15 protein-coding genes and 2 tRNA genes are annotated in these 19,839 nt (G+C 66.2%); 13 read left to right on the forward strand and 4 right to left on the reverse strand.

What is annotated here, in order from left to right; translation table 11 throughout:
• Positions 1-35 precede the first annotated feature (35 nt).
• The 4 genes from C1876_RS03570 to C1876_RS03585 are packed head-to-tail and all read left to right on the forward strand — an operon-like array spanning position 36 to position 4,080.
• Entirely contained in the window at positions 36-1,073 is a 1,038-nt protein-coding gene (locus tag C1876_RS03570; RefSeq protein WP_114545350.1) for a 4Fe-4S dicluster domain-containing protein, read from the forward strand.
• Positions 1,063-1,974 carry an FAD/NAD(P)-binding protein gene (locus C1876_RS03575; protein ID WP_114545351.1) on the forward strand — a complete coding sequence of 304 codons (912 nt, stop codon included), beginning with the start codon at positions 1,063-1,065 and terminating at the stop codon, positions 1,972-1,974. The genes C1876_RS03570 and C1876_RS03575 overlap by 11 nt, the downstream gene beginning before the upstream one ends.
• A gap of 16 nt (positions 1,975-1,990) precedes the next feature.
• Positions 1,991-2,776 carry an NADH-quinone oxidoreductase subunit B family protein gene (locus C1876_RS03580; RefSeq protein WP_211309496.1) on the forward strand — a complete coding sequence of 262 codons (786 nt, stop codon included), beginning with the start codon at positions 1,991-1,993 and terminating at the stop codon, positions 2,774-2,776.
• An 11-nt stretch (positions 2,777-2,787) separates the two neighbouring features.
• A complete protein-coding gene (locus tag C1876_RS03585) occupies positions 2,788-4,080 on the forward strand; it encodes a Ni/Fe hydrogenase subunit alpha (RefSeq protein WP_114545353.1) in 1,293 nt (430 codons plus the stop codon).
• Between the two features lie 187 nt (positions 4,081-4,267).
• Here C1876_RS03585 and C1876_RS03590 read toward each other — a convergent pair whose 3' ends face one another.
• Positions 4,268-5,680, reverse strand: a complete 1,413-nt coding sequence (locus tag C1876_RS03590) for a response regulator transcription factor (RefSeq protein ID WP_114545354.1) — start codon at positions 5,678-5,680, stop codon at positions 4,268-4,270.
• A 190-nt stretch (positions 5,681-5,870) separates the two neighbouring features.
• Here C1876_RS03590 and C1876_RS03595 point away from each other — a divergent pair, with 190 nt between their 5' ends.
• The 9 genes from C1876_RS03595 to C1876_RS03635 all read left to right on the forward strand — a co-directional run bounded on the left by C1876_RS03595 (position 5,871) and on the right by C1876_RS03635 (position 17,811).
• Positions 5,871-7,880, forward strand: coding sequence for an FAD-binding protein (locus tag C1876_RS03595; protein WP_158544599.1), 2,010 nt, complete (start codon positions 5,871-5,873; stop codon positions 7,878-7,880).
• Between the two features lie 279 nt (positions 7,881-8,159).
• The gene (gene mreB, locus C1876_RS03600) at positions 8,160-9,215 is read left to right on the forward strand and encodes a rod shape-determining protein (protein WP_114545356.1); all 1,056 of its coding nucleotides are present in this window, start codon (positions 8,160-8,162) and stop codon (positions 9,213-9,215) included.
• A gap of 18 nt (positions 9,216-9,233) precedes the next feature.
• Complete coding sequence (gene mreC, locus C1876_RS03605; RefSeq protein WP_114545357.1) at positions 9,234-10,121, forward strand: rod shape-determining protein MreC; 888 nt, start codon at positions 9,234-9,236, stop codon at positions 10,119-10,121.
• Positions 10,118-10,645, forward strand: coding sequence for a rod shape-determining protein MreD (gene mreD, locus C1876_RS03610; RefSeq protein ID WP_114545358.1), 528 nt, complete (start codon positions 10,118-10,120; stop codon positions 10,643-10,645). The genes mreC and mreD overlap by 4 nt, the downstream gene beginning before the upstream one ends.
• A gap of 12 nt (positions 10,646-10,657) precedes the next feature.
• Positions 10,658-12,835 carry a penicillin-binding protein 2 gene (gene mrdA / locus C1876_RS03615; RefSeq protein ID WP_114545359.1) on the forward strand — a complete coding sequence of 726 codons (2,178 nt, stop codon included), beginning with the start codon at positions 10,658-10,660 and terminating at the stop codon, positions 12,833-12,835.
• A 22-nt stretch (positions 12,836-12,857) separates the two neighbouring features.
• Positions 12,858-14,057 (forward strand): FtsW/RodA/SpoVE family cell cycle protein, encoded by a 1,200-nt coding sequence (locus C1876_RS03620; RefSeq protein ID WP_114545360.1) that lies wholly within the window; start codon positions 12,858-12,860, stop codon positions 14,055-14,057.
• A 14-nt stretch (positions 14,058-14,071) separates the two neighbouring features.
• A complete protein-coding gene (locus C1876_RS03625) occupies positions 14,072-15,211 on the forward strand; it encodes a YcjF family protein (protein ID WP_114545361.1) in 1,140 nt (379 codons plus the stop codon).
• Positions 15,212-15,254: 43 nt separating this feature from the next.
• Positions 15,255-17,162 (forward strand): TIGR03960 family B12-binding radical SAM protein, encoded by a 1,908-nt coding sequence (locus tag C1876_RS03630; protein ID WP_114545362.1) that lies wholly within the window; start codon positions 15,255-15,257, stop codon positions 17,160-17,162.
• Positions 17,155-17,811, forward strand: a complete 657-nt coding sequence (locus C1876_RS03635) for a TIGR03936 family radical SAM-associated protein (protein WP_114545363.1) — start codon at positions 17,155-17,157, stop codon at positions 17,809-17,811. The genes C1876_RS03630 and C1876_RS03635 overlap by 8 nt, the downstream gene beginning before the upstream one ends.
• On the opposite strand, the gene C1876_RS03640 is transcribed toward C1876_RS03635, so the two are convergent.
• The 3 genes from C1876_RS03640 to C1876_RS03650 form a co-directional block, all read right to left on the reverse strand.
• Positions 17,808-19,151, reverse strand: coding sequence for a DUF1254 domain-containing protein (locus C1876_RS03640; RefSeq protein ID WP_114545364.1), 1,344 nt, complete (start codon positions 19,149-19,151; stop codon positions 17,808-17,810). The genes C1876_RS03635 and C1876_RS03640 overlap by 4 nt on opposite strands.
• A gap of 163 nt (positions 19,152-19,314) precedes the next feature.
• A tRNA-Asp gene (locus C1876_RS03645) sits at positions 19,315-19,391 on the reverse strand.
• Between the two features lie 169 nt (positions 19,392-19,560).
• A tRNA-Asp gene (locus tag C1876_RS03650) sits at positions 19,561-19,637 on the reverse strand.
• Between the last annotated feature and the right edge of the window lie 202 nt (positions 19,638-19,839).

Here is a 19,839-nt window from a genome sequence, read left to right on the forward strand (position 1 = left end):
TGCATACGTTCACCTAGACGAGAACGGACGAAAGCATGCTCTATCGTGTCATCGATGCATCCGAGTTGCCAACGCTCGTGTCGGCGTTCATGGAATCCTACGAAGTGGTGGCTCCGGTCAAGCGCGACCAAAGCTACGTGTTCGAGGCCATCGAGTCGCCCGACGACATCGAGCTGGCCTATCCGACCACGTTGGCATCGCCCAAGAAGTACTTCCTGCCGCCCGAGGAGACGCTCATGTCCTTCGACGCGCGCACGAACAGCGTGACCGATTTCGCCTCCGAGATCACGCCGCGCGTCATCTTCGGGGCGCACGCCTGCGACATCAACGCCATCAACCGCCTCGACCTCGTGTTCAAGGACGGCCGCTATCCCGACCCGTACTACGTGGCGCGGCGCAACGCCACGCTCATCGTGGGGATAAGCTGCACGCCGTCCGAGACGTGCTTCTGCCACCTGTGGGGAGCCGACGAGGCGCGTTTCGGCTACGACCTGTTCTTGCAGGACATCGGCGACAAGTACCTGGTCAGCATCTCGAGCGTCGATGCGGCGAACATCCTCGAAGCCGCCTGCAACCCGCAGGTGGCCACCGACGAGGACCGCATCGAGTTCCGCCACGCGACGCGCCGGCGCCAGGACGCGTTCAACGACGCGATTCCCGACATCCAGGACGTGGCTATGCTCATGGACGCGTTCCATAAGGACCCCTTCTGGGAAGAGCTCGGCGGGCGTTGCCTGTCGTGCACGGCCTGCTCGGCGGTGTGTCCCACCTGCTTCTGCTTCGACATCCAGGACACGCTCGACCCCTCCGGCGAGACCGGGCGGCGCGAGCGCGTGTGGGACGCCTGCACGGCGCCGCAGTTCGCGCAGGTGGCCGGCGGCCACAACTTCCGCGACGACGGGCGCAACCGCGTGCGTCACCGCATGTACCACAAGCTCAACGGCTTCCTCGCCAACCACGACCGCATGCTGTGCGTGGGCTGCGGGCGCTGCGTGAAGGCGTGCAAGGCCAACATCAACCCCATCGAGGTGCTCGAGTTCTTCGAGCGGAAGGGGGCCGACGATGCCCAGTAGCTGCGCGGTGTCCACCGTCCAGGTCAAGCCGTTCTTCGACGAAGCCGCGCCCCTCACGGGCGCCGAGATGATGGCGGCCAACCCGTACCGGCCGTGGCCGGCGCGCATCACGTCAATCATCGACCTCACCGAGACGGAGAAGCTGTTCGAGTTCCGTCTCATCGACGAGCGCATCCGCGATGCGTTCTCGCACGAGCCGGGCCAGTTCGTCGAGCTGTCCATCTTCGGGGTGGGCGAGGCGCCCATCTCCATTTCCAGCTCGCCGTCCAAGCGCGGCTTCATCGAGCTCACCGTGCGCCGCACGGGCCACTTCACCGAGGTGCTGCACAAGATGCAGTGCGGCGACATCGTGGGCATGCGCGGCCCCTTCGGCCGCGGCTTCCCCTTCGAGGACATGAAGGGCCACGACATCCTGCTCGTGGCGGGCGGCCTCGGCATCGCGCCGCTGCGCTCGCTCATCAACAACATCCACGACGAGCGCTCGGAGTTCGGCAAGGTCACCATCATCTACGGTTCGAAGACGCCTTCCGAAGTGATGTTCCGCGACCAGTTCGAGATGTGGCGCCACCGCAAGGACTTCGACCTCTATCTGACGGTCGACCATCCCGACGACACGTGGGATGGGGAAGTGGGCCTGGTCACGAAGCCCTTCGAGCATCTGGAAATCGATGCGTCCAACACGTTCGGCGCGCTGTGCGGGCCTCCCATCATGTACCGCTTCGCCATCGACGAGATGCGCAAGAAGGGCATCAGCTACGACCATATCTACGTGAGCTTCGAGCGTCATATGAAGTGCGGCATGGGCAAGTGCGGCCACTGCCAGATCGGGCACCAGTACGTGTGCATCGACGGGCCCGTGTTCAACTACTGGGAAGCCAAGAACATCCAGGGGTCGATGTAGGATGGAGAAGCGCGATATGAGCGGAAACTGCATAGCCTGCCAGGAAGAGCCGACCACGCCGCGCGTGGTGGTGGTGGGTCTGGCCAGCTGCTTCGGCTGCCAGCTCCAGGTGACGAACGCCGAAGCGCACCTGCTTGACGTGCTGGGCCAGATCGACCTGCGTTACTGGCAGCTCGCCTCGAGCGATCCCATGCCCGAGGACTTCGACGTCGCCATCATCGAGGGCGCCGTGACCACCGAGGAAGCCGAGGCCGCCGTGCGCCGCCTGCGCGAGCGCGCGAGCGCCGTCATCGCCGTGGGCGCGTGCGCCACGACGGCCGGCATTCCCGGCATGGCCGCCGACGGGTTCCTCGAGCGGCCCGGCCAGGTGTACGATCGCGTGCCTTCGGCCTGCGGCGATATGGTGGCCCCGCGCGCGGTGAGCGCCGTCATCGACGTGGACTACGAAGTGCGCGCATGTCCCATCGACTCGCTCGACTTCATCGACGTGCTGCAGCGCGCGCTGTACGGCTCGAACAAGGCCTACACCTCGCGCACGATGTGCGGCGACTGCAAGCGCAACGAGTCGAGCTGCTTCTTCGGCAAAGGCCAGCTGTGCCTGGGCCTCGTGACCACGGCCGGCTGCGGCGCGAAGTGCGTGAACCTGGGACGGCCCTGCAACGGCTGCCGCGGGCTGTCGCGCGACGCGAACCTGGCGTCGGCGCGCGAGGCCGTGGCGCGCTACGGCGTGTCGGTCGAGGACTTCGACCAGGCGCTTGAGATGTTCAACCAGACGAACCCCGCCCTTGCGGGCAGCGAGTGAGGACGCATCCCATGACGAAAACCGCAATACACGTGGACCATATCGCCCGCATCGAGGGCCACGGCAACGTGCACGTGGTCATCGAGGACGGGGCGGTGAAAACCGTCGAGATGAACGTCGTCGAGCCGGCCCGCCTGTTCGAGAGCATGGTGCGCGGCCGCCGCTACGAGGAGATTCCCTACATCGCCTCCCGCATCTGCGGCATCTGCTCGTCGAGCCACGTGGTGACCGACCTCAAGGCCATCGAGCGCGTGTTCGGCGTCGAGGTCACCCCGCGCACGCGCGCCCTGCGCGAGCTGCTCGTGTACGGCTCCTACCTGCAGAACCACGCGACGCACCTGTTCGTGTTCGCCGCGCCCGACTTCGTGGGCATGTCGAGCGTGTTCCCGCTGGCCGAGACCGATCCGGCTCTGTTCGAGCAGGCGCTCGGCCTCAAGGCGCTCGGCAACGAGCTGTGCACGAAGGTGGGCGGCCGCAGCGTGCATCCCATCACCGCGGTGGTGGGCGGCTTCACGCATGAGATCACGGCCGACGAGTACCTCGAGTTGGCGGCGAAGATGGACGCGGCCATGGACTTCGCGCTCGAAGCGGTGGATCTGTTCCGCGGCTTCGAGGTGCCCGCCATCGCCACGGCGGGCGACATGCTGGCCATGGTGGAGGACGACTACTACCCGGTGGAGTGCTCCGACGCGGGCTTCTTCCTGAACGCGGGCATCGAGTTCGACGCGAACGACGTGCACGAGCACATCGAGGAGTACGCCGTGCCGCACTCGGCTGCGTTGCTGGCCCGCGTGCGCGAGACGCAGGACCCGTACTTCACCGGCGCGCTCGCCCGCATCAACGCCTCGTGGCAGAACCTCGGGCAGAACGCCAAGGTGGCTGCGGCGAAGGCGGGGCTGCGTCCGCCCGAGGCCAACCCGTTCATGAACAACGTGGCGCAGGCGGTGGAACTGGTGGACGCGCTCGATCGTTGCGCCAACATCTGCCGTATGCTGGCCGAGCCCGGCGCCATCGAGCGTTCGAGCGAGCCCGTGCCCTTCGAGGTGAAGGCGGGCCGTGCGGTGGGCTTCACCGAAGCCCCGCGCGGCGCCCTGTTCCACGACCTGGAACTCGACGCCGAGGGCCGCGTGGTGCATGCGTCCATCCTCACGCCGACGGCGCAGAACGTGGCGAACCTCGAGGCCGACATGCGCCTTCTGGCCGAAACGCTCGTGGGCGAAGGCGCCGAAGAGGACGTCGTGCGCCTGGAAATCGAGAAGCTCGTCCGCGCCTACGACCCCTGCCTGTCGTGTAGCGTGCATTAGGGTTTCTGCGCGGGAGGGGCCTGACCCCTCCCTGCGTTCCACCTGCGCCCTCCAAGCCTTGCGCGCGACGGGTGACGTGCGAACCAGCCTGCGTCTCCCCGCGTGCAATGAGAGGGTGCCTCACTTCCCGCGCGCAATGAAAAAAGTGTGCCTTCCCTGCGCAAAACCGGGAGCCCCCTCGCTTTTTTCACGTTCTGCTTTTGATAAGGCTGAGCAGCTCGTCTTTTTTGTGCACGTCGAGTTTTTGGTAGACGTGCGCGATGTGGGCGCGGGCCGTGCCCTCCGAGATGACCAGCTCGTCTTTGATGAACGTGCGCGTGTATCCCTGGGCGAGCATCGCCATCACCTGCCGCTCCCGTGCCGACAGGCCGAACTCCTCCACGATATCGTCGTAGATGCGTTCCATGCGCTCGGCTTCCGACAGCGCCATCTCGTCGCGCAGCTCCGCCTCTTTGCGGGTGTACACGAGGCGGAAGATGCTGTAGATGGCGAACAGCACGGCGGTGTAGGCCACGGCGACAGATGCGTACATGACGATCTGACCGTCGACGGCTCCCGACGGCATGTTCGTCGCGAAGCGGCCCATCGTCATGCCCACCGCCCACGCGATGGTGAGGGCGGCCTTCTCGGAAAAGCAGACCTCTACCTCGCTCATCCCGTAGCGCTCTTTCAAGTCGGACAGCTGAAACGAGGTGAGTACGATCCAGGACGTCCAGATGATGGGTGCCGCCACGCCGCCGGCCGCATCCATCCCCGAAGAGAGAAACGGAAGGAACAGCAGGCCGGCCACGATGAGCGGGAACACGGGGAGGGCGGTGTACAGACCGTCTTTCGAGAAGAAGCAGGCGAACAGCAGCCCGATGATGATGGCCATGCTCGCGATGATGAGCGCGTCGGACTGCCGCACCTCGACGAGCATCATAAGGCTGCCGATGAGGCCCGAGAAGAAGCCGAACGCCGCGCGCGAGGCGTAAAATCCCCGGATGCTCCGGCGCTGGCCTTCGACCGGCGCGCGCATCTTGTTGGAGAACGTCACGCGTCCCGATAGCAGAACGAGAGCCGATGCGAGGTAGGCGACCTGGGTGAGGCGCGCCTGCGGGATTTGGACATGCATGCCGAGCAGGCAGCAGTACAGAAACATCGTGCAGAGCACGGTGAGGATCACCGTCTGGCCGGCCGTGCGTTTGTCGAGCGATGCGAAGGCGAGGCCCCACAACAGCATGAGTCCGGCCGTTTCGACGGCGCGAATGAAGGTCCATGCGAGATCGTAGGGCACCTGCACGGATTGGGGCACGAATCCGGCGAGAAAGGACAGCACGAAGGAAAGCGCTCCGGCGGCGAGCGCGACAATCACGAGCGCTCGTTGGGTGCGTTTCGCGGCGAATCGCGAACGGGCCAACGTGGCGGCGCCGACGAGGGCCGCCAGGCAAAGGAACAGCACGTACGTGGTGAGGCTGGGGTCGTAGGCGGGCGAGCCGACGCCCGCTTGGCCGCCGCCCTTCGGCAGCAGTTGCACGCCTGTCGAAGCCCAGAACAGCGAGGCTCCCATTACCAAAAAGCCGTTCACGTTGTTGCGAGCTTCGTTTGTCGGCATCTCCATCTGTCGCACCCCGTCCCCTCGATATGCCTCATATTCTACTGGAGCGGGGGTTATCCGCTATAAGTCTTTCGTCCTATTTCTCCGTATGGGGCCCGATTTAAGCGGTTCGTCCGATGCGGAGCGCTCCGATCCGTCGCATGCTGCAGGGGCGGCGAAGCGCCGCGGAAACGATCGAGGGAAGGGGATTGACATGGCTGCACATCGAAACGAACGGGGCGTATCGCGTCGTCAGTTCTTGGGCGGTGCGGGCCTGTTGGCGGCGACGGGCGCATTCGGCGCGGCGGGCTTGAGCGGCTGCGCGGGCGGGTCGGCTTCGTCGGCAGGCTCGGCGGTAACGCTCGACTTCTCGCAGACGGTTGCTTGGGACGCTGAATACGACGTGGTGGTCGTTGGATGGGGCGGAGCCGGATCGGTGGCCGCCATCACCGCCGCCGAGAACGGCGCGCGCGTGTTGCTGACGGAGAAGGCTCCCTACGGCGACGAGGGCGGCAACACGCGCTACTGCGAGCAGTACTTCCTCGTGCCGAAGACCTACGAGGACGGCGTGGCCTACTTCACCGCGCTCGCCGAAGGGTTCGATAGCGCCACCGACGAGATCATCGACTTCATGGCGAAGGGCTCCATGGACGTGAAGGATTGGTTGCTGTCCCACGGCGCCTCGTCCTTCGAGGTGAAGGGGGACGGCAAGGAAAACGTCGACAAGCCCGATTCCTCCGAGCTGCGCGATTGGGGCGCGAAGCTCGATGACGGGTCTATTCTCATCACTGAGTATCCCACCTGGCCCAACGGCGAGCAAAATAAAGATCGCATCCAGATCCAGACACAGGTGGATGCGCCGGATGAAGAGAAGAAGAAGTACTGGAACCTTCTGCGGCGCAACATCGTCGAGATGAAGGACCGAATCGACGTATGGTACGAGTCTCCGGCGGTCAAGCTCATCCAGGACCCGTTCTCCAAGGTCATCCTCGGCGTGCGCGTGTCGAAGAAGGGTTCCGAGGTGAACGTGCGCGCGAAGAACGGCGTGGTGCTGACGTGCGGAAGCTACGAGGCCAGCCCGCAGATGATGCAGGACCATGCCCAGATACTGAACGCCACGCCGTACGGCTCGCTGTACAACACCGGCGACGGCATTCCGATGGCGCAGGAGGTGGGAGCCAGCCTGTGGCATATGCGCGCGCTTTCGGGCCCCGTCCCCTCGCCGAAGCGTCACAACTCCGAGCGCGGCCTCATCGTGTCCACCACCGCGCTCACCCAACGCATCACGAAGGAGGGGAACTGCTTCAACGTGGGCGGCAACGGCAAGCGTTTCATGAAGGAGTCGGGCTATCACAAGCACGGTCACGTGAATGTGGGCGGCACGTACATGAACCAGCAGCTGCCCAGCACCATGTGGGCCATCATGGACGCAACGGCGCGCAACGGGTCCGGCGTGGTGGCTTACATGCACGAAGACGATTTCGAGCAGGCGGACACCATCGAGGAGCTCGCCGGCAAGATCGGCGTCGACGCCGCGGAGCTCGTCGCCACGGCGGAGGAGTACAATGCTGCCGCTGCAGCCGGCGTGGACGTGAAGTTCGACCGCCCGGCGACGACGCTCAAGCCCGTTGAGACGCCGCCCTTCTTCGCTGCGCGTTTGTGGCCATGCTTCATCAACACGCAGGCGGGGCCGCGCCGCAACACGCGTTGCGAAGTGCTCGACAACGACGGAGCGCCTATTCCGAACCTGTACAGTGCCGGCGAGCTCGGGTCGTTCTGGGCGGGCGTGTACGTGTGCGGCGGCAACATCTGCGAAACCGTCTACTCCGGCCGCGTGGCGGGAGCGAATGCGGCGGAGCCGAAGGAGGAACCGCAGGCAACCGAGCTTGCCGTCGTGTCGTCGGCGCCTGCGGCCCTCGGCAACGATCTGGACGAGTCCGAAGCATCGGTGGACGTGGAGCTTGGGCAGGACGAGTACCTGGGAACGGGGCAAGGGCTGCATGGCGAGATCGTTGCGAAGGTGAAGGTAGAGGATGGCAAGGTGGTTGCCGTAGACGTGGTCAAGCAGACCGAGACGCCGGATATCACCGAGAAGGTGTGGACGGATATGCCCGCCGCCATGGTTGCCTCGGGCGGCTCGGAAGTGGACACGGTGACGGGCGCCACCATCGCAAGCGAGGGCCTGATCGCCGCGGTGGAAGACGCCTTAGGTCAAGCTCGGTAGCGTAGCCCTCCGCCTTGCGTGCTGCGGGAGACGTGCGGACCAGCCCGCGTCTCCCCGTGCGCAACGAGAGGGGCCCTCCACCTTGCGCGCGGCGGGAAGCGTGCGGACCAGCCTGCGTCTCCCCGCGCGCAATAGGGGGGGCGCAAAGAAGGCCGTGTTCGCTCTTCTTGGTTCTCCTTCCACCGGGCCGGGTGTGCCCCTCGTGGATTTTCCTCAACGGGTCAACGCCTGTGCTAAAATTCGGTTTCACCTGGAATCGAGATTCAAGGGGTTTCCTGTATGTCGTTTTTCGATATGTTTTCGGGTTTGACCGGCCAGATGTCCACGGACATGGCCATCGACCTCGGAACTGCTAATACATTGGTCGCCATCCCGGGCGAGGGTATCGTTGTCAACGAGCCCTCGGTTGTCGCTATCGAGAAGGCCACCCACCGCGTGCTCGCCGTGGGCCATGAGGCCAAGAACATGATCAACCACACGCCGGAGGCGTTCTCCGCCGAGCACCCGCTGCACGACGGCGTCGTCGCCGATTACGACGTGACGGAGGCCATGATCTCGGCGTTCATCGGGAAGGCCGCTCCGCGCAAGTATCCCTGGCAGGCCAAGCCCCGCATCGTCATCTGCATTCCGTGCGGCGCCACCTCGGTGGAGAAGCGCGCGGTGTTCGAGGCCGCCGTTCAGGCGGGCGCGCGTCAAGCGTACCTCATCGAGGAACCCATGGCCGCGGCCATGGGCGCCGACCTGCCGGTCACCGAGCCCACGGGTTCCATGGTGGTCGACATCGGCGGTGGCACCACCGAAGTGGCCGTCATCTCGCTCGGCGGCATCGTCACCTCGTCGTCGCTGCGCCTTGCCGGCAACCGCATGGACGAGGCCATCGCCATGCATCTCCGCGATTTGCTGGGCATCAAGATCGGCGAGCGCACGGCCGAAATCATCAAGATCAAAATCGGTTCCATCCTGCCGTTCGAGGACGGCCGCGAGCGCGACATGATCATCTCGGGCCAGGACGTGATCACCGAGCAGCCGAAAGAGGTCACCATCCAGTCCGAGGACGTGCGCGCCGCGCTCGTGCAGCCTTGCGAGGAAATGGTGGTGCACATCAAGGAGACGTTCAAGAAGACGAACCCGGACCTCGCGTCCGACATCATCCAGAACGGCATCCTGCTGACGGGCGGCGGCGGTCTCTTGGCCGGCCTCGACCGTTACCTCACCGATAAACTGGAAATCCCCGTATGGACGAGCGAGACGGCGCTGACGAACGTGGTCATGGGCTGCCTCAAGGTGCTCGAGACGCCCACGGCGCTCAAGCAGACGCTCATGCGCTCGAAATAAGGCTGAGCCGGCTTATTCATGGCGCTTAATTTCCAACAGAGAAGCTCGGTGTTCCTACGCCGAGTTCTGCTCATTGCATTCCTCGTCGCGTCGGTTGCGCTCATCACCGTGTATGCGCGCGAGGCCGAAGACGGCCCGCTCCACACGATGCAGAGCTCCGTCGCGGGCGCGTTCGCGCCGTTGAAGTTCGTCGGCGCGGCCGCGAACGCGGGCGTCAACTCGGCGGGTCAGAGCCTCGAGAACCTCACGGCCGACGAGAGCACGCTGTCGGGCTTGCGCGAGAGCAACGCCGAGCTGCGCGAGCTGCTGGCGCAGGCCGACGAGTACAAGCAGGAGGCGCAACGCCTGCAGCAGCTGCTCAAGCTCAAGGACGAATACGATATCGAAGGCGTGGGCGCCCGCGTCATCGGCAACCCCGACCAGGCATGGGACCAGTCGGTGACCATCGACAAGGGGTCGGCCGACGGGGTGCAAACCGGTTTGACGGTCATGGGCACCTCGGGCGTGATCGGCCAGGTGTTCGAGGTGTCCGAGCACACGTCGCGCGTCCGCCTGCTCACCGACTCGAACAGCGGCGCGGCCGCGATGGTGCAGTCGAGCCGTGCGGAAGGCATCGTGCGCGGTTCGCTCGAAGGCCTGCTGTACCTCGAAGACCTCGACGCCGATGCCGTGGTGAACCCCGGCGACGTGGTGGTCACCTCGGGGCTCGGCGGCAGCTACACGCGCGGCCTCATCATCGGCCGGGTGGTGAAGGTTGACGCGAGCCAGGGCGATGCCACGCGCCGCGTGGTGGTGTCGCCGAACGACACGACCGGAACCCTTGAAGAAGTGCTCGTCGTGTTCGGCGTGGGAGCCGACGGCGAAGACGATACCGACACCACCGACGGAGGAGGCGATGCTGCATGAACCTGACGCGTGAGAGCATCGTCATCGCCGTGGGCGCGGTGCTTGCCGTGCTGTTGCAGATCGTGGTGGCTCCCAATATCGCGCTGTTCTCGGCGCAGCCGAACTTCATGCTGGCCTACGTCCTGGTGGTGGCTATCGTGCGGCCGCTCGACGCGGGTCCCGTGCTGCCGTTCGTGCTGGGCCTGCTCTGCGACCTGCTGGGCACCGGCCCGGTGGGCGGCTACGCGCTCCTGTTCGTCATCGTGTCGTTCATCGCGTCGCGCGCTTTCTCGGTGCTCGACAACGACACGCTGTTCATGCCCTTGACCATCCTCGTGGTGGCGACGTTCGCCACCGAGATGCTGTACGGCGCGCTGCTCATCGCGCTCGGCATGGCCGTGAGTCCCGTGGACGCGTTTCTGTACCGCGCGCTTCCGTGCACGCTGTACGACTGCGTTGTCGGTCTCGTGTTCTATCCGATCATCGCGCGTCTGCTTGCCGACGGCGCTCAAGACCGCGGACCGCGCACGCCTCGGCTGCGATAGGGGGCGCTTGCTATGATCGCCGCCATCATCGCCACCGTCGTCACGCTTATCGTGGCGATTATCGTCATCGTCGTCGTGTTCGCCGTGCGCAACAACACGAAGTCGTCGAACGTCAGCGTGAAGAAGGACGTGCGCTCCATCAGCTCGGTGGGCGTGGCGTCGTCGCTCGGCAACGCCGGCGGGCGCGTCGGCGGGCCGGCGCAGGTGCGCACCGGCTCCGCGCAGCGCCCCGTGTCCAATCCGGCCGACAACCTCAAATCGCGCTTCGTGGCCATGGGCGTGCTGGCCGCCGCCGTGTTCGGCTCGCTCACGGCGAAGCTGTGGATCATGCAGGTGCTCTCGTCCGATACGTATCGCAGCAAGGCGGACGACAACCAGTACGCCACCGTGTCGACGCCGGCGCCGCGCGGCTACATCTGCGATGTCAACGGCGTGCCGCTCGTGAAGAACCGCGTGTCGCTCACCGTGCTGGCCGATGCCGAGGCAGCCAACGACCGCGATGTGGTGCAGCGCCTGTCCACGGTGCTCGGCGTGCCGTACAACGTGGTGAAGCAGCGCATCCAGGACGCGACGGGCGGCGCTCAGAGCCAGCGCGTCGTGGCGAGCGACGTGCGCTTGCGCGACGTCGCCTTCATCACCGAGCATTCAGATGCGTTTCCCCACATCAAAACCGAGGAGCGCTACGTGCGCGACTACCCCTACGGCGCGTTGGCCGCGCACGTGGTGGGCTACACGGGCTCCGTCACCGAGGAAGGGCTGGCGACGGTCGGCGAAGGGCGCGACGTGCAGTCGGGCGACGACATGGGCACGTCGGGCATCGAGCTGAAGTACGACAGCCTCCTGGCAGGCGAGCACGGCAAGCGCAAGGTGATCGCCGACGCCGACGGCAACGTGGTGAAGGTGGTGAGCGAGACGCAGCCCACGAAGGGCTCCGACGTGTACCTTGCCATCAAGGGCCCCGTGCAGTACGTGGCCGACCGCGAGCTGGCCGCGCTCATCGCGCCCGAGGACGGCACCATCGGCACGGGCCAGGGCGTGGCGGGCTCGGTGGTGGTCATGGACCTGCGCGACGGCGGCGTCGTGGCCATGGCAAACTACCCCCTGTTCGATCCCGCCGAGTTCACGGGCGGCATCTCGGAGGACGTATACGATGTGTACAAATCGGATGAGGCTAAGTATCCGCTGCTCAACCGCGCGATCGCGGGCACCTATCCCGCCGCATCGACGTACAAGACGTTCACGGGCCTCGCGGCGCTGGCGAACGGGTTCGCCGACCTGAAGCGCACGTGGGACTGCGGCGGTTCATGGGACGGCTGGGGCACGGGCCAGGAGCAGATGTGCTGGAACCACTCGGGCCACGGCACGCTCGACCTGCGCGGCGGCATCGTGCAGTCGTGCGACGTCGTGTTCTACTGGATTGCCCACGACTTCTTCGAGGCGGCTCAGGATGGCAAGGTGAGCGAGACGGCTCTGCAGGACTACCTCGCGAAATTCCATTTCGACCAGTACACCGGCATCGACCTTGGAGGCGAAGGGGTGGGCGTCATCCCCACGCCCGAATGGAAGTACAACCGCTTCCGCGACACGCCGGAAGAGGCGGCGTGGAAGGGCGGCGACATGACCAACATGATCATCGGTCAGGGCTACGTCCTGGTCACGCCCATGCAGGTGGCGGTAGCCTACGGGGCCATCGCCACGGGCAAGCTGCTGAAACCGCACCTGCTCAAGGAGGTGCGCAACGCAAGCGGCGACGTGGCCGCCACGCGCAAGGTGGAGACGGCGGGCGAGCTCGACGTGCCCGCGGAGAACCTCGCCTTCATGCGCGACGCCCTCAACGGCGTGGCCACCGACAACGCCGACGTGTCGAAGCTGCTCAACGAGCAAGGCATCGACCCCGCCACCGTGGCGTGCAAGACGGGTACCGCCGAGTACACTGACAAGGCCGACACCGCATGGTTTGCCTGCTATGCTCCGGTGGACGACCCCAAATATGTGGTAGCCTGCGTGGTCGAGCATGGCGGCGGCGGATCGTCGGTGGCGGCCCCGCTCGGCGCGAAGGTGCTTGCGGCGGCCCTCGCGAGCGAGACGACCGCCGAAGACCCGAGCGCGGGCATGGGCGTGATCGCCGGCTCCACCGGCAAGGTGCTGGAGGGCGCAGGCGCTGCCACGTCGTCCGGCCGTACCGACTAAAGAGACGAGGAGAGGAGGCGCTATGTCGCAGCTACCGCAGATCAACTCAGTGAAGGCGCCCGACAAAATCGTGGCGCAGGCAACGCGCACGCGCCGATTCCCCTGGCTCAACCTGCCGTTCATCGTGGTCATCGCCCTCCTTGTGTCCTACGGGCTCGTCATCGTGCTGTCGGCGGTGACCGGCGATCCCGACTACAGCTTCTCGCGCCAGCTCTCGAACGTGGCCCTGGGCACCGTGCTCATGATCCTCGTGTGGCGCTTCGACTACCGGCGCCTGTCGGACTTCACCACCATCTTCCTCGTCGTCAGCGTCGCGCTCATCCTGTCGCCGCACATACCGGGGCTCGGCACCGACGCGGGCATGGGCGCCCAATCGTGGATCAAGCTGGGCCCGCTCCCGCAGGTCCAACCCGGCGAGTTCGCCAAGATCACCGTCATCCTGCTCGACGCAAGCGTCATGGCGCGCTACGGGGGGCGCCTCGACGACGCGCGCGAGTACCTGAAGGCGCTCGGCATCATGCTCATCCCGTTCGTGTGCATCATGACGCAGCCCGACCTGGGCACGGGCCTCGTGTACCTGTTCATCACGGCGGTGGCGCTCGTGGTGGGCGGCGCGCGGCCGAAGTTCCTGCTGATCACGCTGGCGGTGGGTATCGTGGCCGTCATAGCGGTGTTCGCCATCGACGAGGTCATCAAAAACTCGACGGGGGAGTACAAGCTGCTCAAGCAGTACCAGCGCAACCGTCTGCTCGTGTTCTTATATCCTGACATCGATCCTACAGGCAACAGCTACAACCTCAAACAGGCGCAGATCGCCATTGGCTCAGGTGGCCTGTTCGGCAAGGGGCTGTTCCAGGGAACGCAGCATACGCTGGGCCTGCTGCCCGAGGCTCAGACCGACTTCATCTTCTGCGTGCTGGCCGAGGAACTGGGGTTTTTCGGTGTAATGGTGCTGCTGGCGCTGTACGCGTCCCTCGTTTTGATATGCTTCCGTATTGCCGGTGCGTCGAGCGACCTGTTCGGCATGGTCATCGTCATGTGCGGCGTCGGCATGTGGTTGTTCCAGATTCTTGAAAACATCGGCATGGATGTCGGGCTCATGCCCATCACGGGCATCCCGCTGCCGTTTGTGAGCTACGGGTCGACGGGCATGGTGCTCAACTTCGTCATGCTCGGCTTCATCGGCTCGGTGTGGACCCATAACATCCAGAAGCAGCGCTAGGAAAAGGGGCGGTTATGCAGCTACCCGTTGACATCAAAGCGGTTATCGACGAAGCCACCAACATCGACGAGGCGCGTCGCACCTCGCTCTCCGTGAGCGTGTACCTTGACGACAGCGCTCCGGGCGACGTGCAGGCGCACGTGCGCCAGGCGTTCGCCAGCGCGTCGCCGCATGCCCGCGTATCGCTCATGTACCTCGACGGGCGCCCGTTCGTGCCGTTTTCCGGCGACGATATGGCCGTCATCGTGGCGGGGCTCAACGAGCAGGTGGGGGAGTACGCCGCGCAGGTGCGCGCGGTGGGCGTTCCCGTGATGGTGGTCACCACGCTGCCGTCGCTCGTGGCCGACATGGCGAAGGCCGCCGGCAACCCCATTCCGCACGGCGACCTCATCGCCCCCAAAGAACCCAAGGCGCAGCCGGCCCCGCTGCCGGCGCCCGATGCCGTCACGAACGGGGCCGAGGCCGTGCAGGCCATCGGCGCCGATTTCCCCAACGAACCGTACGCGCTCGACCGCGACGCCGTCTCGTCGCTCAACGAGCGCATGGGCGGCTGGGTGATCGCCGCATGCAACGACAAGCGCCTGGCGTTCGCGCTGGCGTTTCCCTTCGTGCGCAAGCCCCTGTCGCTCGAGGCTGTGAATTCCACCGCGCTGCAGAACGCGGGCGTGGGCCTGCTCGTCATCATCCCGGGCGCCGACATGCCCGTCATGACGCTCAACCAGGCGAAGATGCTGCTCATGATTGCCGCCTCGTACGGCGAAGAGCTCAACATGGAGCGCGTGAAGGAGCTTGCGGCCCTCGTGGGCGGCGCGTTCGCGTGCCGCGCGGTGGCGCGTCAGCTCGTGGCGTTCGTGCCGGCGCTCGGTTGGGCCGTGAAGGCCGCCATCGGCTACACGGGCACCATCGCCATGGGCCGCGCTGCCATCGAGTACTACGAGGACGGCGCGACGTTCGGCAAGCTCACCGACGCCGTGGCCGAGGCCCGCGACAAGGTGGTGCGCGCGGCGGCGAGCCGCGCCGCATCGAAGGCGCAGGCCACCGGCGCGAAGGCCGTGGAGGGCGTGCGCAATCGCGCCGTGCAGGCGGCCCATGCGGCCGGCGGCGTGCGCAATGCGGCCGTGTCGCGCTTCGGCGCAGGCAAAGCCCGCTCCTAATCGCCGTTTCGGCACCGTAAACCAAAGAAGGGAAACGAGTTCGATGACGGATCTCTGGCCGCGTCTCGAGCCGCTGCTGGCTGCTGCGGAGCGCCCTGCGCGCTACCTCAACCACGAGTTCGGCTGCGTGTACAAGCCCGAAGCGGATTTCCGCTTCTGCATGGTGTACCCCGACACCTACGAGCTGGGGCAGGCGAACCAGGCGCTGCGCATCCTCGTGAACGTGGTGAACGCGGTTGACGGCATGGTGGCCGAGCGCGCGTTCCTGCCCGCGCCGGCGATGTGCGACACGCTCCGCGCCGAGGGCATCCCGCTGTTCAGCATCGAAAGCTGCGCGCCGCTGTCCGAATTCGACGCGGTGGGCATCACGCTGCCGCACGAGCTGGCGGCGACGAACATCCTCGAAACGCTCGATCTGGCGGGCATTCCGCTGCATCCCGACGAGCGCGGCGAAACCGACCCGCTCGTGGTGGGGGGCGGCCCCTGCGCGTACAACCCCGAGCCGTACGCGCTGTTCTTCGACGCCTTCAACATCGGCGAGGGCGAGGAGGCGCTGCCGCGCGGCCTGGCCGTCATCCGCCGCATGCGCGCCGAAGGGGCGCTCCGCGCCGACATCCTGCGCGCGCTTGCCGTCGAGCCCGGCTGGTACGTGCCGTCGCTCTACCGGTGGAGGTCCGAGGAGGAGGCGCAGGAGGGGGGTTCGTGGATCGAGCCGGTTGAAGACGGGCTGCCGACCCGCATCGAGAAGAGCCTGTTCGAGGGTTTCGCGACGAGCCCCGGCTGGGAGCCGTGCATCGTGCCGTTCACCGAGGTGGTGCACGACCGTCTCAACGTCGAGATCTTGCGCGGGTGCGCCCGCGGCTGCCGCTTCTGCCAGGCGGGCATGATGTACCGCCCCGTGCGCGAGCGCTCGGCCGACAACGTGGTGGAATCGGTGGTGCAGGGCCTGGCCGAGACGGGCTACGACGAGGTCAGCCTCACGTCGCTCTCGTCGACCGACCACTCGCAGATCGCCGACATCCTCACGCGCATCAACCGCGCGTGCGACGGCAAGGGCGTGCGCATCTCGGTGCCCTCGCAGCGCCTCGATTCGTTCGGCGTGGACATGGCCGAGCTTGTGGCGGGCCGCAAGAAGGGCGGTCTCACGTTCGCGCCCGAGGCCGGCACGCAGCGCTTGCGCAACGTCATCAACAAGAACGTGACCGAGGACGACCTGTTCGGCGCGCTCGATGCCGCGTTCGCGGCCGGTTGGCGGCGCTGCAAGCTGTACTTCATGATCGGGCTGCCCACCGAGACCGACGACGACATCAAGGGCATCGCGAGCCTCGCGCAGCGCGCCTACGACCGCATGAAGGCGGCCACGCCGCCCGAGCAGCGCGGAGGCCTCGCCCTCAGCATCTCGTGCGCGCTGTTCGTGCCGAAGGCCCAGACGCCGTTTCAGTGGGACGGGCAGATTCCGCCCGAGGAAGCTCTTCGCCGCGTGAACCTGCTGCGCAACTCGGTGCGCTACCGCGCGATCGACGTGCACTGGCACGACCCGGCCACGAGCTTCGTCGAGGCCGTGATGAGCCGGGCCGGCCGCGAAGGCGCCGCGTGGGTGGAAGCCGCCTGGCGCCGCGGCGCGCGCTTCGACGCATGGACCGAGTGCTTCAGCGAGACCGCTTGGCGCGAGGCCGCCGACGAGGTGGGCATCGACCCGGCCGCCATCGCGCAGACGGCGTATCCCACCGATCGCGTCATGCCGTGGGAGCATATCTCCACCGGCGTGTCCACGCGCTTCTTGGCGCGCGAGCGCCGCTTGGCAACCGATGAGCGCACGACGCCCGACTGCACGTTCGGGAAGTGCTCGGCGTGCGGCGCGTGCCCGTCGCTCGGCGTGGACAACGAGCTGGCTCGCCCGCGCGTGGCCAGCGGTTCGAACGCGGAGCCGAAGGAGGCCGTCCATGCCTGATCCGAACCTGTTCCGTTTGCGCGTGACGTTCTGCGAGCAGGGCCGCTTGGCGCTGCTGTCGCATCTCGAGCTGGCGCGCGCCCTCGAGCGCGCCGTGCGGCGCGCCGGGCTGCCGTTCGCGGTGAGCCAGGGGTTCTCGCCCCATATGAAGATCGCCTTCGGCGCGGCGCTGCCCGTGGGGGTGGGCGGCACGCACGAGCTGTTCGACCTGCAGCTGACGCGCTACGTGCCGGTCGACGAGGCGCTCGAGGCCCTGCAGGCGGCCAGCGTGCCCGACCTCATGGTGACGGCGTGCGACTATATCGAGCCGCATGCGCCGGCCGCTTCGGCCGCGTATCCCATCGCCACGTACCGTGCGCTGCTGTCGCGCCCGCCGGCGTCGTTCGCGCCGCCCGAGGAGGTGACGGTCGTTCGCAAGAAGAAGGAGAAGGTGCTGCGGGTGGACGAGTTCCTCGTGGGGGAGATGGAGCTTGCCGGCTCGGTGGCGACGTTCACGCTGGAATCGAAGCTGACCGGATCGTTGCGCCCCGACGTGCTGCTGCGCGCCTGCTGCGACGCCGCCAACGCGGCAGCGCCCGACGAAGCCGCTGCCGTCGGGCCGCTGCATGTGCTGTCGGTCATGCGCGTGGATCAGCGCGCCGCGCGCTAGGAGCGCACGCGCAGGCGCGGCATCTGCCAGGCGAACGAGAGCACGTCGGCGGTGGGCAGGTAGATGCGCATCGTCAGCGAGAAGACGCCTTCGCAGACGGGAATCCATGCGCGCTCCCGCCGCCCGCCGGGATTCGTCGCCTGGATGAACAGGTCGAGCGACCCGTCCTCGTTGAAGGGCAGGTCGTCCACTTCTCCCAGGTTGTAGCGGCCGAGCTCGTTTTCCACAAGCCGGCCCGCGTCAGTGTACGCCGTGAGCGACCACCAGCCGTCCGCGCCGTGCGGCGGCGTCATGTTCGGCTCGAAGTGCAGTGTGTAGGCTCGGTCGCCGCGCAGCGGGACGCCTTCCTCGTCCATCACCATCGAAGGGTACACCGCCATCGACACGGGGTTGGCGAACCCGCCGTAGGCCACCACCGCGCGAAACGCGTAGTCGGTGCCGAACCGTCCCACGCGCTCGTCCATGAACATCCATCCGTTCGACGGCGTGATGTGGGCGTGTTCGGACGAGTAGGCGCGGTCGATGAGGTGCGGCAGGTGCGCCGTGGCGCGCACGACGTCCTCGCCGAGCGCCTGCAGGTCGAACGCGAGGCCGGCCCCGATGCCGAGCTCGGCGAACCGTGCGAGGGCGGGCGCGTCGGCGGCGGCGCCGGGATTGTCCTGCGCCAGGCGGTTGAAGCGGTCGAAGTAGTCCTGCAGCGAGAGGTTCGCCATGTATTCGAGCGGCACGTAGTCGCGTGCGGGGTCGTAGGCGCCCGGCGCGGGGCGGTACGTGCCGGCGCGCTTGTCGTCGAACGCCGAGAGTGGGCAGGTGTCCATGGCGTCCTGGATGGCGTGCACGTTCTCCACGTCGTCGGGGCCGAAGCACTTCGTGCGCAGCAGCAGCCACACGAAGTCCGTGGGCATGCGCACGGCCTGCACCCCGTCGGGCAGCGCGCCGTCCCAGAAGGGGCCGCAGAGCGCGTAGACGGCTTCGTCGTTGCCGCCGAGGCCGTCGGTGCCCAGGATGAACGGTGTGTTGGAATACCCGTCGAAGGTCTGCACCGTGCAGTAGCGCTCGGTGCGCGGCTTGAAGAGCAGGATGGGTTCGGCGGCGAGGTCGAGATAGGCCTGCGAGTACAGCGTGTCCACGTTGGGGCGCGTCAGGCTGACCATGTCGGGCGTCGCCAGGCTGCGCGCGTGGAACAGCTGGTTGACGGGCGCGCGCTCCTCGGTCGCCTCGACGGTGTTCGCGGCCATGTCTTTGATGACGTCGAGCAGCACGAGCGGATAGGCGTACAGGTAGGCTTCTTCGCCGGTGCGGGCGACGTCGGCAGGCGATGCAGCGGGCGATGCGGTCATGGCGATCCTTTCTCGACGGGCAGGCGAGGGCTGTGCGCACGAGCATAGCAGACCGCCGTGCGCCGGACGATTCCGTTGCGTACCCGATGCGAAAGAGGTCGTTCTGACGGCGAATTCGTCAGGAAACGAAAGAACCCGCCGAAGCGGGTTCTCGATGTTTGGATGGCGGGATGTACGAGACTCGAACTCGCGACCTCCGACGTGACAGGCCGGCGCTCTAACCAACTGAGCTAACACCCCGTGCTTTGCAGCGAAGGATATTCTACCGGAAGATTCTTCGCGGTGCAATCATTATTATGGCGAAATGTTCGACGGGGGAGCGGCGAATGTTTCACGTGAAACATTTGTTCTGGTTGTGCGAAGCGCGCATGCAAAAAGAACCCGCCGAAGCGGGTTCTCGATGTTTGGATGGCGGGATGTACGAGACTCGAACTCGCGACCTCCGACGTGACAGGCCGGCGCTCTAACCAACTGAGCTAACACCCCGTGCTTTGCAGCGCGGAATATATTACCGGTAGAGTGCGTTTCACGCAAGCCCCAATTTGAAAAAGTTTTTCCTTCCCCTTTGCGTGCGGGCGCGATCGAGCGACCAGGGAATCTCGCGCCGCGCGCAAGGGGGCATCCTCCCCCATGCAGGTTCTGTGGCGAAGGAAACATTTTGGTGCATAATTTTTAATCAGTGATAAAG

It is taken from the genome of Eggerthella sinensis, assembly GCF_003339815.1.
In the GTDB taxonomy this organism is placed as follows: domain Bacteria; phylum Actinomycetota; class Coriobacteriia; order Coriobacteriales; family Eggerthellaceae; genus Eggerthella; species Eggerthella sinensis.

Excerpts from the sequence above, each read along its gene's own strand:
- C1876_RS03580 (WP_211309496.1), top strand. The coding sequence starts at position 1,991 with ATGAGCGGAAACTGCATAGCCTGCCAGGAAGAGCCGACCACGCCGCGC.
- C1876_RS03630 (WP_114545362.1), top strand. The coding sequence starts at position 15,255 with ATGACGGATCTCTGGCCGCGTCTCGAGCCGCTGCTGGCTGCTGCGGAG.
- C1876_RS03590 (WP_114545354.1), bottom strand. The coding sequence starts at position 5,680 with ATGGAGATGCCGACAAACGAAGCTCGCAACAACGTGAACGGCTTTTTG.
- C1876_RS03625 (WP_114545361.1), top strand. The coding sequence starts at position 14,072 with ATGCAGCTACCCGTTGACATCAAAGCGGTTATCGACGAAGCCACCAAC.
- C1876_RS03570 (WP_114545350.1), top strand. The coding sequence starts at position 36 with ATGCTCTATCGTGTCATCGATGCATCCGAGTTGCCAACGCTCGTGTCG.
- C1876_RS03595 (WP_158544599.1), top strand. The coding sequence starts at position 5,871 with ATGGCTGCACATCGAAACGAACGGGGCGTATCGCGTCGTCAGTTCTTG.
- C1876_RS03635 (WP_114545363.1), top strand. The coding sequence starts at position 17,155 with ATGCCTGATCCGAACCTGTTCCGTTTGCGCGTGACGTTCTGCGAGCAG.
- C1876_RS03575 (WP_114545351.1), top strand. The coding sequence starts at position 1,063 with ATGCCCAGTAGCTGCGCGGTGTCCACCGTCCAGGTCAAGCCGTTCTTC.
- C1876_RS03620 (WP_114545360.1), top strand. The coding sequence starts at position 12,858 with ATGTCGCAGCTACCGCAGATCAACTCAGTGAAGGCGCCCGACAAAATC.
- C1876_RS03585 (WP_114545353.1), top strand. The coding sequence starts at position 2,788 with ATGACGAAAACCGCAATACACGTGGACCATATCGCCCGCATCGAGGGC.
- C1876_RS03640 (WP_114545364.1), bottom strand. The coding sequence starts at position 19,151 with ATGACCGCATCGCCCGCTGCATCGCCTGCCGACGTCGCCCGCACCGGC.
- mreC (WP_114545357.1), top strand. The coding sequence starts at position 9,234 with ATGGCGCTTAATTTCCAACAGAGAAGCTCGGTGTTCCTACGCCGAGTT.
- mreB (WP_114545356.1), top strand. The coding sequence starts at position 8,160 with ATGTCGTTTTTCGATATGTTTTCGGGTTTGACCGGCCAGATGTCCACG.
- mrdA (WP_114545359.1), top strand. The coding sequence starts at position 10,658 with ATGATCGCCGCCATCATCGCCACCGTCGTCACGCTTATCGTGGCGATT.
- mreD (WP_114545358.1), top strand. The coding sequence starts at position 10,118 with ATGAACCTGACGCGTGAGAGCATCGTCATCGCCGTGGGCGCGGTGCTT.